Raw genomic sequence first — 12,772 nt, forward strand, 5'->3', positions numbered from 1 at the left:
AACGGATGTGAGCACCTCGTCCGGCGCTACAAAAAACGGGGGAAAAGTTTGGGGGGTCGGCGGCCTGCGAGCGGGGGGCTCGCGGCGCCGGGGGGTGTAACGACCCGGGGACCGCTGTCATTCCGGGGGGCGGCCCATCGACTGGCACCCGGTGGAGCGGGGTGCCGGTCGGGCCTGAGTCCAGGTGTAACGACCTACGGACCGCTGTCATTCCGGGGGTGGCCGGTCGAGGCGACCTGGCCGTGGTCCTGCGATCGTCAGGGTGTGTAACGACCCCCGCCCAACGATGATTCCGGCTGACGGGTGCCGCCGACCACAGCCCACCACCGGACAAATCACCCAGCTGATGGGCGCAGGGATGCCCCGGGTGCCGGATACCGCCGTTTCGGCGAAGTCGAGTGGATCAGGTCGGGTTCCGAGGCGGCCGGCGTCAGGTGCCCAGGTAACGCAGGACGGCGAGGATTCGTCGGCTGTAGCCGGCCGTGTGCGCGAGGTCGAGTTTGTCGAAGATGGCGTTGACGTGCTTCTCGACAGCGCTCTGCGACACGTGCAGCCGTTGGGCGATCGCGAGGTTCGTGTGCCCCTGCGCCATCTCGTGCAACACGTCCCGCTCTCGTGGCGTGAGCCGACCGAGCGGATCGGGCCGCTCCGAGCCGGCCACCACCTGACGGACCACCTCCGGGTCGAGGGCGGTGCCTCCGGCGGCGACCCGGTCGAGTGCGTCGAGGAAGTCGTCCACCTGAGCGACCCGGTCCTTGAGTAGGTAGCCGACCCCCTCGGGGCGGTCCGCGAGCAGCCGGCTGGCGTAGCGCCGCTCCACGTACTGGGAGAGGACGAGGACGCCGGTGTCGGGCCACCGTCGGCGGATCTCCAGGGCAGCCCGCAGCCCGTCGTCGGTATGGGTGGGCGGCATTCGGACGTCGGTGACGACCACATCGGGTCGGGCTCGTTCGACCGCCTCGACGAGCTCGTGGGCGGTCCCCACTCCTGCGAGCACCTCGTGGTCCTCCTCGGCGAGGAGCCGCGTCAGCCCCTCCCGGAGCAGCGTCGAGTCTTCGGCGAGGACTAACCGCACGGCAACTCCGCCTGCACTGTCGTCGGACCGCCGGCCGGGCTGGTCACCGACAGTCGGCCGTCCAGCGCGGCGACCCGTCGCGCCAGCCCGGACAGCCCGCGCCCGGTCGGTTGCGCCCCGCCGACGCCGTCGTCGTGCACGCGCATCCGGATCCACCCATCCTGTGCCTCGATCTCGACAGCGACCAGGTTAGCGGCGGCGTGCTTCGCGGCGTTGGTCAGCGCCTCGCAGGCCACGAAGTAGAGCACCGTCTCGATCTGCCGCTCGGGGCGGACCGGCAGATCGCAGCGGATGCGCACCGGCACCTGGGATCCGCGGGCGACGATGGCCAGCACCTCCCCCAGATCGTTGCTGTCCAAGGCCGACGGGTAGACCCGCCACGCCACCTCGCGTAACTCCTCGACGGCCCGCTGCACGTCCTCGTGTGCCTGCGCGATCAGCGCGTGCGTGCGGTCGGCGTCGCGGGCGCGGCGGGCCCGGCCGAGCAGCATGCCGAGGGCGACCAGCCGCTGCTGGAGACCGTCGTGCAGGTCGCGTTCGATGCGTTGCCGTTCGGCGTCGACGGCGGCGATGACCCCGGCCCGACTGGTGGTCAGTTCCTGGACCCGCCGTGTCAGCTCCGCCCGACGCCCCAGGCTGAGCAGTCGGCGGGCCAGCCGCACATCCAGCGCCGCGATACTGGCGAGAGCCTGGACGTTCAGCAGCAGCAGGACCGCCCCGACGCCGAGCTGGGACAACGCGTCGAGGAAGCTCAGCTCTCCGTGCACCGCCGCGCGCAGCACGATCCCGGCCAGCACCACACCGATGCCGAGCACGCCGTATGCGAGCACGCCCAGTGCGCCGGGTAGCAGTCGGGCGGCCAGGTAGCCGACCTGCCGTCGGGTCGTCACGTCGTTCGGTGTGGGCAACTCCCCCGCGCCGAGCAGCCCGTCGAGGCGGCGTCGCTCCAGGTGCACCAGCCGCGCCGCGTACCTCCCGGTCAGGCCGACAACCCGACGGTGGGCGGCGGGCGCGACAGCGCCCACCGCGAAGGCGACGGCCGCGACGGTGAGGAAGGCGAGCTCGACAGCGGCCGTGGCGATTCCGGCGGCGACTCCGACCGGCAGCCGGAGCCGGTCCCACCACCTGCCGGTACGCCGCTCCCCCGCCATCTCGTCCGTCTGCACGGCCACCCGCTGCTAGCGCTCGTCCGAGGCCCACGACCCGCTGCGGTAGAGGGTGCCGCGGCCGGCCGGGTCGGGTACGCCGTTCAGCGTGCGCTGCTCGGGTTCGGCCGGTTCGGGGTTGCGGGCGGCGCGACGGGCGCGCAGGACGCGGGACCCGACGAACCAGGCGGCCGCCGCCACACAGACCACGATCACCACCTTCTGGAGCATGCCGGCGTAGCCCTCGACGAGATGCCAGTTGTCGCCGAGGAAATAGCCGGCGAGCACGAACGTGCTGTTCCAGATCAGGCTGCCCAGCGTGGTGTAGAGCAGGAACGTGGCGACGGGCATCCGCTCCACCCCGGCCGGGATGGAGATCAGGCTCCGGAAGATCGGGATCATCCGCCCGAAGAAGACGGCCTTCACGCCGTGCCGGAGGAACCACGCCTCGGTCCGGTCCACGTCGGCGAGCTTCACCAGCGGCAGCCGGGACACGATGGCGCGCATCCGGTCGCGCCCCAGCGACGCGCCGATCAGGTAGAGCGCGAGGGCACCCACCACCGAGCCGAGCGTGGTCCAGAAGATCGCACCGACCAGACTCATCCGTCCCTGCGCGGCGACGAAACCGGCCAGCGGCAGGATCACCTCGCTGGGGATCGGCGGGAAGAGGTTCTCCAGCGCCACCGCCAGGCCGGCACCGGGGCCACCGAGCCGTTCCACCAGGTCGGTGACGTAACCGACGATCCCGCCCTGCGGCGGTTCCGCCGCGGCGGTGGGGGTTCCGGTGGCGAGCACGGCGTGGGACGTTCGAATCATGCACCCACGGTACGAAGCGATCCTGAGAGTCGACCATGAGGACGACCGCCCGACCGCGCGGGTCGACCACACCGGCCAGGGTGTGGAAACCCGCACCCCGCTCCGGCTCGCGGTGGCGCAGCCGCTGTGCGTACCCCTGGATGTCGCGGCGAACGCGCTGGCGCACGCGGCCGCGGTCCGTGCGGCGGGTGCCCGGGTGGTGGTCTTTCCGGAGCTGTCGCTGACCGGGTACGAGTTGGACGCCCCGGTCGTGTCGGTCGACGACCCGCTGTTGACGCCGCTGGTCGAGGCGTGCGCCGAAACGGAGGCGCTGGCGCTGGCCGGTGCACCGGTCGCGGGCGACCACATCGCGGTGCTTGCGGTGACCGGGGCCGGTGTGACTGTGGCGTACCGCAAGATGTGGCTGGGGGACGCGGAGGCCCGCCGGTTCCGGCCGGGCGACGCGCCGGTCGTGCTCGACGTGGACGGTTGGCGGGTCGGATTGGCGGTCTGCAAGGACACCGGCGTCGCCGCCCACGCGCAGCGGACGGCAGCGCTCGGGATCGACGTCTACGCGGCGGGTGTCGTGGAGGCCGCGCGCGACACCGCCGTGATCGGCGAGCGGGCGCGGCGGATCGCCGCCGCCCACCGGGTGTGGGTGGCGGTGGCAAGTTTCGCTGGCTCGACCGGCGGTGGCTTCACCGAGACGGCCGGGCGGTCGGGGGTGTGGACGCCGCAGGGCGAGGTCGTCGGGCGCGCGGGCACCGAGCCGGGCGAGTTGGTAAGCGTCAGCCTCGACTGACCGGTCGCCGGACGTGGCCCGGCAGGCGCGGTTAGGGTGACGCGATGATCTCCGGACGAGTGGTGCAGCTGTGGCGGTACCCGGTGAAGTCGCTGCTCGGAGAGCGGATCCCGGCTGCCGACATCGGCACGGCCGGAGTCGCGGGTGACCGCGTGCTGGCCCTGGTGGATCGGACCAGTGGACGGGTGGCCAGCGCCAAGCAGCCGCATCGGTGGCGCGGCCTGCTCGCGCTACAGGCGACCGGAGGGGTGACCGATCCGGTACGGATCACCCTGCCCGACGGCCGGCACCTGTCGGTCGGGGACCTCGACATCGACCGGGCGCTCAGCGCGGCCGTGGGTCGCCCGGTGACAGTGATCGACGCCGTGCCAGCCGGCGCTACCCTGCTGCGCTCCCACCCGGAGGCGGTGCTCGCCGCCGGTCTTGACGACGAGGTTCCGGCCGACGAGAGCCGGCTGGGTTCGGTGCTGCCCGGCACCTTCTTCGACTTCGCTCCGATCCACCTGGTCACCACCGCGACACTGGATCGGATCGCCGGGCATCTACCGCCCGGAGCGGGGACAGTGCAGCGCTACCGGCCCAACCTGGTGCTCGACGCGGGCACCGATGCCTTCGCCGAGAACGGCTGGGTCGGCCGGGAGTTGCGCGTCGGCCCGGACCTGGTGCTCGCCGTGCTCGCCCCGACGCCCCGCTGCGCGGTGCCGACGCTCGCGCACGGACCGCTGCGCCGCGAGCCCGAGGCGTTGCGCGTGCCCGCCCGGCTCAACCGGGTGGAGCCTCTGCCCGGGATGGGTCCCCAGCCGTGCGTCGGCGCGTACGCCCGTGTGGTCCGCTCCGGGCGGGTGGCGGACAGCGATCGCGTTACGGTCGGACCATGAGCATCGTCCCTTCCCGACTGTCAGTGGTCACGGTGGGAGCACGCGACATCGTGACGCTACGCTCGTTCTACCGGTCGCTGGGGTGGCCTGAGCTGCCGGCCAGCGACGACGGTTGGTCGGCCTTCCTGCTCGGTGGCGTCCTGTTCGCGCTCTACCCGCTGCCGGAGCTGGCCGCGGAGGCGGCGCCGGGTATGCCCGCCCCGGCCGGCGGCTGGTCCGGCGTCACCCTGGCCTGCAACGTCGACAGCCGCGAGGAGGTCGACACGGCTTTCGCCGCGGCCGTCGAGGCGGGCGCGACGGTGGTGGCGGCGCCGACCGACCGGTCCTGGGGTGGGCGCTCCGGCTACATCGCGGACCCGGAGGGCAACCGCTGGGAGATCGCCTGGGCGGGCAGCGCCCGCTTCGACGAGCGCGGCGCGCTCATGTCGTTCGGCTGAGCGTGTGGTGTTTGCGCCTCGACCCGGCCCTTGGAATGCTGCGCCGGTGACTTCTTTTCCAGGGACCTTCGCCGAGGATGTCATCGGCCACCCGGCCAAGGCCCAGTTCGAGGCGTTCATCGACGAGCACCGCAGGGCGCTCAACGGCTGCCTGGACGGGCTGACCGAGGAGCAGGCGCGCCGTTCGTTGGTGCCGTCCCGGACGACGCTGCTGGGTCTGGTGAAGCACGGCGCGTTCGTGGAGAAGGTCTGGTTCGACGAGGCAGTCACCTGCCGGTCCCGGGCCGAGATCGGCATTCCCGCTTCGCCGGATGAGTCGTTCATCCTCGACGACGACGACACGATCGCCTCGGTCCAGCGGGCGCACCGCGAGGCGTGCGAGGCCTCCCGCCGCGCGACGGCGTCGTTGGGGCTGGACGACGTGCTGCGCGGCAACCGGCGCGGCCCTCTGCCGCTGCGCTGGGTGTATCTGCACGTGCTACGCGAGCTGGCCCAGCACTGCGGGCACGCCGAGATCCTGCGTGAGCAACTCCTGGCCGAGCAGCGCGGCTGACCGACCCCGGTCAGCCGGCGTCCAGCACCTCCCGCAACCGTACGGCGAACTCCTCCGGCTTACCCGCGTAGCCGAACTCACCCCCGAGGAAGCCGCCGTGGTGACTCGGGAACACCACTGCCTCCTGGCCGAGCAGAGCCGCCAGGCCGAGGGCGGTACGCGCGGTGTACGTCCCGGCCGACTCCTCGCCGACGGCGACCACGATCCGGGTCGGCGCCGAGGTGAGCCGGCTCGCGTCGGGACGGTAGTCGGTGATCGCCCACGACAGGTCCGACAGCAGCGGGTCGTCGCGGCTGCCGTCGTCCTCGGTGGACAGCCCGAACGAGGCCGGATCGGGGGTGGGCTGCGCGAAGTAGGCGTCGGTGAACTCGCCCTGCCACGAGGTCATCGCGATGAACGCGGCCATGCCCGCGCCGGTGCCCTTCGCCTGGTACGCCTGGTAGAAGTCGGCCCGAGCGCGTTCGGCGGCTCCGGCGTCGGGGAGCACCGCGTTGATCGGCGGTTCGTGCGCCACCAACGTGCCGACGTCGCCCGGGTAGGCGGCGACGAGTTCGAGCGCCGTCACCGCACCGCCGCTGCTGGCGAAGAGGTCGACCGGGCCGGAGTCGAGCGCCTCGATCAGGTGGTGCAGGTCGGCCGCCTGCTGCTGCGGCGTGTGGTCGGTGCGGCCGTCCGTGCGGACGCTGCGGCCGAGACCGCGCGGGTCGTAGGTGACGACGGTACGGTCGGTGAAGTGCGGGGCGAGCGCGGCGAAGCCCTCCGCCGTCATCGGTTGGCCGATCATGAGCAGCACGGGGCGCCCATCGGACGGGGGCAACGGGCCGCGGACGTCGTAGACCAGGTCGACGCCGGGTACGGCAAGGGTGTGTGTCTGCGCTGTCGTCATCCGGTGAGAGTACGGCCGGCCGGAGCCGGTCGGCAGAAACGCCGTGCCGGTGAGTCAGGTGGCCCCCGGGCGCGCTCCGAGACCGCGCGGAGGCATCACGCTCTGGCCCAGCCGCCGGTGTCGGCGAAGCGGCGCAGCGTCCAGCGGGCCGGCGGCCACCCGCCGGGGTCGTGGTCGGTGGTCCACTCGGTGATCGAGGCCGGGGGCACGTCCAGGTCGAAGGCCCGGAAGACCGGCTGCGCGCCGAGCGCGTGGAAGGCGCCCTCCACTGTCTCGCTGTGCCCGACCAGGACCACTGTGGAGCCCCGGTGCCGGTGGGCGATCTCCATGATCGCGCGGCTGACGCGGACCACCAGCTCGGCCCAGCTCTCGTTGCCCTCCTCGAACGGTCGGAACACGCCGCCGCCGGCCACCGCGTGGTCGGTGCGGAAGAGGGCGGTCGGCAGGCCGTCGGCGTACGGGGGTGTGTGCCAGGTGCACAGGCCACAGTCGGCAACGGGCCGCACGCCGAACGCGGTGGCGATCGGTTGCGCGGTCTCGACCGTCCTGCGCAGCACGGACGAGTAGACCGCCACCGGTCGGTCGGCGGCGACCTCGTTGGTGAGCCGGTTGGCGAGGTCGTGTGCCTGCTCGTGGCCGAGGGCGGTGAGGCCCCGACAACCACGTGGCCCGCCCACTGTTCCTTCGAGCTGGTGGAGCGACTCGCCGTGTCGCACGAAGATCAGACGTGTCCGCATCGGGACATCATGCCAGCGGTATCGACGGGGATATCAGTCGTCCGTACGGCCGGTGGTGAAGCTGTCGGTCTGAGCGAGCAGAGCGTCGAGCTGGGCGCCCGTCCGCGCTGGCAGCCGGTCGCGGTCCACCAGTTCGGCGATGCGTTCCCGGAGGTCGGCGACGCGCTTGGCGCGGTCCCTGGTGTGGCGGCTCAGGTCGGCCAGGTCGTCGCGGAGATCTTCGGCGGTCTTGCGGTCGACGTCACCGCGGGCCACCGCGCTGGCGAGGACGGCGGCGAAGCCGCTTGTCACCTCCCGGAGGCTGACCGGCACCTGCTGCCCGATGGTCGGCGGCGGGGTGCTGGCGCTGGGTCGGGGCGAGGGGGGTGCCGTCGGCGTCGGCGACTGCGTCGTGGGTGCGGGGGTCGGGGCGGAGGTCGACGCAGGGGCGGCCACCTGCGGCGAGTCGGGTGCGCTGGGTGTGCCGAAAGGCCCCTCGGCGAGCAGGGCACCGACGCCGATCAGCACGGCGAGGCCGGCCGCGACCAACACGGCGAGGGGTCGGCGCGATCGACGGCGGGTCGGCTCGGCGGCGACCGGAGCGGGACGGGCGGCCGAGCGGTCGATCAGGGTGGGCGGGTGCGCCACCTGCCGAACGCGCAGCAGCTCGGTGGGCGGCTCGACAGGTTGGCCGGCGCCGAAGCGGCGGGCCAGGTGCGCGGCGCTCGGCCGGTCGGCAGGGTTGGCGGCCAGGCAGGCGAGGGTCAGCTCGGCGACGTCGGCGGGGAGGCCCGGCACCCGTAGCGGCGGCACCGGAGTGCCGCGCCGGTGCACCTCGAGGGCGTCCTCCCAGCTCTGCACCGGCAGCGGCGCCTGCCCGGTGAGGGTGCGGTAGAGCAGCGCGCCGAGGGCGTACACGTCACTTGCCGGGTCGGGCGGGCCGGCTCTGAGCCGCTCCGGGGCGAAGTAGGCGGGGGTGCCCATCAGTGGTTCGCCGGACTGGCCGTCGAGCCCCCCGAGCGCGGCGATGCCGAAGTCGAGCACTTTGGCGCCGGTGTCGGTGAGCATGACGTTGCCCGGCTTGACGTCGCGGTGCACGACGCCGATGCGGTGCGCGGCGGCCAGCGCGGCGGCGATCTGCCCGGCCACCCGGACCGCCTCCGGCCAGGGCAGCGGCCCGCCGCGCAGCCGGTCGGCCAGGTTGTGGCCGTCGACGAGTTCCATCACCAGGTACGGGACCACGACGCCGCCGGTCAGGGTTGCCTCGGCGTAGTCGTACACCTGGGTCACGTGTGGGTGGGTCAGCCGGGCGGCCGCGCGGGCCTCGCGTTGGATGGTGGCCCGCAGTTGCGGGTCGGCGGCGAGCTGCCCGGCGAGGACCTTGATCGCGACAGGTCGGCCGAGCACGTCGTCGTCGGCCCGCCAGACCTCGGACATGCCACCGAGACCGATCCGCTCGTGCAGTACGTAGCGGTCGTGGAGACGGAGGGTGGGCGTGAAGGGCGACATGGCCTCACCAGTCTGCCTGGCCGCGCCCTACTCGACCACCCTCCGTGCCCGGACCCACACTGTTTGTCCCCTGCGTGCCCGAATGAGTTTCGGTCGGCTCACGAGCAGCGCGGTTCACCGGGCAACGGTCGCGGCTGGATGCGGTCGGCGAGCCGGCGCAGGGCGACCGCGGCGGCCTGCCGGGTGGGGGCGAGCAGCGCCGGGCGGGCGCGTTCGACCTGCACCGGTGCGTCCGGTCTGGCCGAGTTGACGTGCCGGTTCATGGCGTCGAGCGCGGTGACGTATCCGGTGGGAAGTTCCATGGTCAACTCCTCGGGACAGGTCCGGTGGAGGCCCGGACGACGAGCTCGGTGGGCAACAAGACATGGCCGGCCGCAGCGTCCGCTGGCGGTTCGAGCAGGAGTTCGGCGGCGATCCGGCCCTTCTCCTCGGCGGGCTGGCGGACCGTGGTGAGGCCGGCCGCGGCGGCCTCGGGGACGTCGTCGAAGCCGGTCACCGAGACGGTCGGACGATCATGGGCCGGCCGCGCGGCCAGGGCGTCCAGCACGCCGAGCGCGAGGACGTCGGAGCCGGCCAGCACGGCGGTCGGCGGTGCGGGCTTGTCGAACAGACCGGCGATGGCCGCGGCTGCCGCCGGGCGACTGTTGCCGGGGACGTTGACCAGAGTCAGCTCGGCCCAGCCGACGCCGACCTCGGCGAAGGCGTCGGCGAACCCGGTGAGCCGGCCGCGGGTGGTCGGATGCGGCACCTGGTCGACCCCGGCCAGGGTCAGCGGGCCGGACGGCGCGTCGGGCAGCACGGAGTCGGCGAGCAGCGCCACCCGACGGTGACCGAGGCCGGCGACGTGCACGCCGGCACTGTGCGCGGCGGCCCGCTCGTCGATGCCGACGAACCGTTCGTCGGCGCCGGCGTTGTCGCGGGGGGCCGTGCTGACGAACGGCAACCCGCGTTGGCGGATGACGTCCAACGCCCATTCCTCGTCGGCGACGCAGTAGACGCAGAACCCGTCGACCGCGGCGTTCTCCACCGCCCGTCGGGCGTCGGGCACGGCCGGCGGCAGCGGCACCAGCAGCATGCTCGTGCCGTGTCGCGCGGCGGCTCCGCCGATCCCGGCGAGGAAGCGGACCGCGAACGGGTCGGTGAAGGCGTACGACAGCTGGGAGGTGAACAGCACACCGATCGACCCGACGAAGCCCCGGCGCAGGGAACGCGCGGTGGGGTTGGGACCGGGGTAGCCGAGTTGCCGGGCGGCGTCCAGGATCCGCTCGCGCAGGGTGGCGGAGAGCTGGTCGGGGCGGCTGTAGGCGTTGGACACGGTGCTGCGGGAGACGCCGACGGCATCGGCCACGGCTTGCAGTGTTGGCTTCACCGGCACCTCTCTGTATCGATCCAGTCTGTATCGATACAGAGACTAGCTCGGCCCGTCGCCGTAGGTCAATACGTGAATCCAACCCGGAACTCGGCGACGCCTCGGAACACCGGCATCACCCGCCGTCGACGGCGGCCAACCGGGACGGCACAGCGAGCTGGCCGGCATGGCGGGCGGGGCACGTCAGCAGGCCCGTGCCGATCCGGCACTGTCACCCGACCGGATCAGGGCAGGCGGGCGACCCCGCCGTACATGCCCACCTCGGCGGTCGAGGGACGCGGCTGCCCGTCGCTCGGCACCCGCCACTCGGCGACCGACGTGATGCCCGGCTCGACCAGGTCGAGATCGCTGAAGAAGCGGCTGAACTCGGCACGGCTGCGCAGGTTGATCAGCCCGTGCGGGCCGCCACCGCGGGCCTTGGCCCTGAAGTCCGCGGCGACCGCAGCCGGAAGGTGGTCGTCGGTGCCGTGCGAGGCGACCAGGTAACTGCCGGCCGGCAGCACGTCGAGCAGCTGCCGCACCAGCGCGTACGGGTTGTCGTCGTCGGACAGGAAGTGCAGCACCGCCACAAGCATGAGCGCGACAGGCTGCGACAGGTCGATGGTGCGGCTCAACTCCGGGTGCGCGAGGATCCGCTGCGGGTCCCGCAGGTCGGCGTCGATGTAGGCGGTGGCACCCGCCGCCGAACTGCTCAACAGCGCGCGGGCGTGGGCCAGCACGATCGGGTCGTTGTCCACGTAGACCACCCGGGACTCCGGAGCGATGGCCTGGGCGACCTCGTGGGTGTTGTCGGCGGTCGGGATGCCGGTGCCGATGTCCAGGAACTGCCGGATCCCGGCCGTACCGGCCAGGTAGCCCACCGCACGTTGCAGGAAGCGACGGTTTTCCAGGGCGGCGATGCGGACGCTGGGGAAGGCGGCAGTTATCGCGTCGCCGGACTCCCGATCAGCCTGGAAGTTGTCCTTGCCGCCCAGCCAGTAGTTGTAGCGGCGGGCCGGGTGCGCCACCGAGGTGTCGATCCGGTCGCTCGGCGAGCCAGCCGTGGTGCCCGCAGCATCGGTGGTCAAGGCAGCTCCCGCAATGACATGTGTCCACTGTCGCCGTTCGTGGACCATGCTAGTGCCAGCGAGGCGGGGCCGTGGCCCTCACCCGACGATCACGCGGGATAGAGGTCGTCCAACAGCCGGCCGAGGATCTCCGCCGTACGCTCGGGTGGCTCGGCCTCGACACAGAGCCGCTCCATGGCCACCGCGTAGTAGTCCAGGTCGTCGCGCTTGTCGAGGTAGATCGCGCTGGTGAGCTGTTCGATGTAGACGATGTCGGGCAGCTCCTGGTCACCGAAGCGCAGGATGGTGAAGGCGCCCCCGGCGGCGGCGTGGCCCCCGGCGGCGAACGGGATGACCTGGAGCCGGATGGTCGGTGACTTGGTCGCCTCGATGAGTGCGGTGAGTTGGCCACGCATCACGTCCGGGCCACCGATCGGTCGACGCAACGCCGCCTCGTCCACCACGGCCCAGAGCTGCGGCGGACTCTCCCGGTACAGCAACTGCTGACGCTGCATCCGCAGGGCGACGCGTCGGTCGATCTCGCCCGGACCGGCAGTGCCGTGCCCGAGCAGCACCACCGCCCTGGCGTACTCCCGGGTCTGCAGCAGGCCGGGCACGAATTGCACCTCGTAGCTGCGGATCAGCGCGGCTGCGGCCTCCAGGCCGAGGTACGACTGGAACCAGCTCGGCAACACGTCACCGTAGCGGTGCCACCAGCCGGGACTGTTGGCGTCTCGGGCGAGCTTGAGCAGGGCGTCACGCTCGTGTTCCGCAGTGACGCCGTAGAGGGTGAGCAGGTCGGCGACGTCGCGCTCCTTGAAACCGACCCGGCCCAGCTCCATCCGGCTGATTTTGGATTCGGAGGAGCGGATCTCCCAGCCGGCGCCCTCGCGGGTCACCCCGCTGGACTCCCGCAGACGGCGCAACTGGGCGCCGAGCAGCATCCGGAGCACCGTCGGCCCGGTTGTCGGGCCACCCTCGGCGGGAACCATCGTCACGTGCGGACCTCCGGACACCTACCCGTGATGGTCGGGCACCCCGGCCCGACCGACGTGTAAGCATGCCATGAACCGACAGTGAGGTGTACTCCTCCGGACCGGTGATTCGGTCCCGTCGCCGGGACACTCCGACTGACGAACGGGTCAGTTGATGAGGTGGTCGAAGTCGCCGTCGCGGGCACCGAGCACGAAGGCGGTGATCTCGTCCACCGTATAGATCAGTGCCGGCCCCTCCGGGTGCCGTGAGTTGCGGACCGCGATGCCCGCTCCTCCGGGCAGTTCGGCGAGTTCGACACAGTTGCCGCTGGGGTTGCTGCGGCGGCTCTTCTGCCAGCTCAACGGAGGCAACTGGTGGATCGGTACGCCATTGGGTGGCTGCTGCATGGAGACGTCTTTCTGCTCACGAGCCCGCCGGTGGCCGTGGGAGGAGCGGTGACGGCGAGGAGGGTGCCATATCGACATTGGACGGTCATGCACGTGCATCTGCTATTGCATCTGCACCGGACGGCGAGCATGATAACGCACGTGATCGGTGGCCATCCGTTCACTTTGAGTTACCCCCA

At 72.1% G+C, this 12,772-nt stretch carries 15 protein-coding genes; 4 read left to right on the forward strand and 11 right to left on the reverse strand.

Annotated features, from left to right (window positions below):
* Positions 1-430 precede the first annotated feature (430 nt).
* From AB0B85_RS25240 to AB0B85_RS25250, 3 genes are read right to left on the reverse strand one after another with little or no spacing between them, the layout of a single operon-like run.
* Positions 431-1,075 carry a response regulator transcription factor gene (locus tag AB0B85_RS25240; protein WP_357411338.1) on the reverse strand — a complete coding sequence of 215 codons (645 nt, stop codon included), beginning with the start codon at positions 1,073-1,075 and terminating at the stop codon, positions 431-433.
* The gene (locus AB0B85_RS25245) at positions 1,066-2,241 is read right to left on the reverse strand and encodes a histidine kinase (protein WP_357411340.1); all 1,176 of its coding nucleotides are present in this window, start codon (positions 2,239-2,241) and stop codon (positions 1,066-1,068) included. The genes AB0B85_RS25240 and AB0B85_RS25245 overlap by 10 nt, the downstream gene beginning before the upstream one ends.
* 12 nt (positions 2,242-2,253) lie before the next feature.
* Positions 2,254-3,036, reverse strand: a complete 783-nt coding sequence (locus AB0B85_RS25250; protein ID WP_357411343.1) for a DedA family protein — start codon at positions 3,034-3,036, stop codon at positions 2,254-2,256.
* An 82-nt stretch (positions 3,037-3,118) separates the two neighbouring features.
* On the opposite strand from AB0B85_RS25250, the gene AB0B85_RS25255 reads away from it, so the two are divergent.
* Genes AB0B85_RS25255 through AB0B85_RS25270 form a run of 4 tightly spaced genes read left to right on the forward strand, consistent with a single transcriptional unit; the run spans position 3,119 to position 5,685 of the window.
* The gene (locus AB0B85_RS25255) at positions 3,119-3,817 is read left to right on the forward strand and encodes a carbon-nitrogen hydrolase family protein (RefSeq protein ID WP_357411473.1); all 699 of its coding nucleotides are present in this window, start codon (positions 3,119-3,121) and stop codon (positions 3,815-3,817) included.
* Between the two features lie 44 nt (positions 3,818-3,861).
* Positions 3,862-4,695, forward strand: a complete 834-nt coding sequence (locus AB0B85_RS25260; protein WP_357411345.1) for an MOSC N-terminal beta barrel domain-containing protein — start codon at positions 3,862-3,864, stop codon at positions 4,693-4,695.
* Positions 4,692-5,132: a VOC family protein gene (locus AB0B85_RS25265; protein WP_357411347.1), complete on the forward strand. Its 441-nt coding sequence runs from the start codon at positions 4,692-4,694 to the stop codon at positions 5,130-5,132. Before AB0B85_RS25260 ends, AB0B85_RS25265 begins: the two co-directional genes overlap by 4 nt.
* 46 nt (positions 5,133-5,178) lie before the next feature.
* Positions 5,179-5,685 carry a DinB family protein gene (locus AB0B85_RS25270; RefSeq protein WP_357411349.1) on the forward strand — a complete coding sequence of 169 codons (507 nt, stop codon included), beginning with the start codon at positions 5,179-5,181 and terminating at the stop codon, positions 5,683-5,685.
* A 10-nt stretch (positions 5,686-5,695) separates the two neighbouring features.
* On the opposite strand, the gene AB0B85_RS25275 is transcribed toward AB0B85_RS25270, so the two are convergent.
* The 8 genes from AB0B85_RS25275 to AB0B85_RS25310 all read right to left on the reverse strand — a co-directional run bounded on the left by AB0B85_RS25275 (position 5,696) and on the right by AB0B85_RS25310 (position 12,593).
* Positions 5,696-6,571: an alpha/beta hydrolase gene (locus AB0B85_RS25275; protein WP_357411351.1), complete on the reverse strand. Its 876-nt coding sequence runs from the start codon at positions 6,569-6,571 to the stop codon at positions 5,696-5,698.
* Positions 6,572-6,666: 95 nt separating this feature from the next.
* A complete protein-coding gene (locus AB0B85_RS25280) occupies positions 6,667-7,308 on the reverse strand; it encodes a histidine phosphatase family protein (RefSeq protein ID WP_357411353.1) in 642 nt (213 codons plus the stop codon).
* Positions 7,309-7,341: 33 nt separating this feature from the next.
* A complete protein-coding gene (locus tag AB0B85_RS25285) occupies positions 7,342-8,796 on the reverse strand; it encodes a protein kinase (RefSeq protein WP_357411355.1) in 1,455 nt (484 codons plus the stop codon).
* Positions 8,797-8,894: 98 nt separating this feature from the next.
* Complete coding sequence (locus AB0B85_RS25290; protein ID WP_357411357.1) at positions 8,895-9,098, reverse strand: hypothetical protein; 204 nt, start codon at positions 9,096-9,098, stop codon at positions 8,895-8,897.
* A gap of 2 nt (positions 9,099-9,100) precedes the next feature.
* The gene (locus AB0B85_RS25295) at positions 9,101-10,144 is read right to left on the reverse strand and encodes a LacI family DNA-binding transcriptional regulator (protein WP_357411359.1); all 1,044 of its coding nucleotides are present in this window, start codon (positions 10,142-10,144) and stop codon (positions 9,101-9,103) included.
* Positions 10,145-10,389: 245 nt separating this feature from the next.
* On the reverse strand, positions 10,390-11,232 hold the full coding sequence (locus AB0B85_RS25300; protein WP_357411361.1) for an SAM-dependent methyltransferase: 843 nt from the start codon (positions 11,230-11,232) through the stop codon (positions 10,390-10,392).
* A gap of 89 nt (positions 11,233-11,321) precedes the next feature.
* Positions 11,322-12,209, reverse strand: coding sequence for a helix-turn-helix transcriptional regulator (locus AB0B85_RS25305; RefSeq protein ID WP_357411363.1), 888 nt, complete (start codon positions 12,207-12,209; stop codon positions 11,322-11,324).
* Between the two features lie 144 nt (positions 12,210-12,353).
* Positions 12,354-12,593 (reverse strand): DUF397 domain-containing protein, encoded by a 240-nt coding sequence (locus AB0B85_RS25310; protein ID WP_030490204.1) that lies wholly within the window; start codon positions 12,591-12,593, stop codon positions 12,354-12,356.
* Positions 12,594-12,772: the final 179 nt, after the last annotated feature.

It is taken from the genome of Micromonospora sp. NPDC049044 (assembly GCF_040649215.1).
GTDB lineage: Bacteria > Actinomycetota > Actinomycetes > Mycobacteriales > Micromonosporaceae > Micromonospora.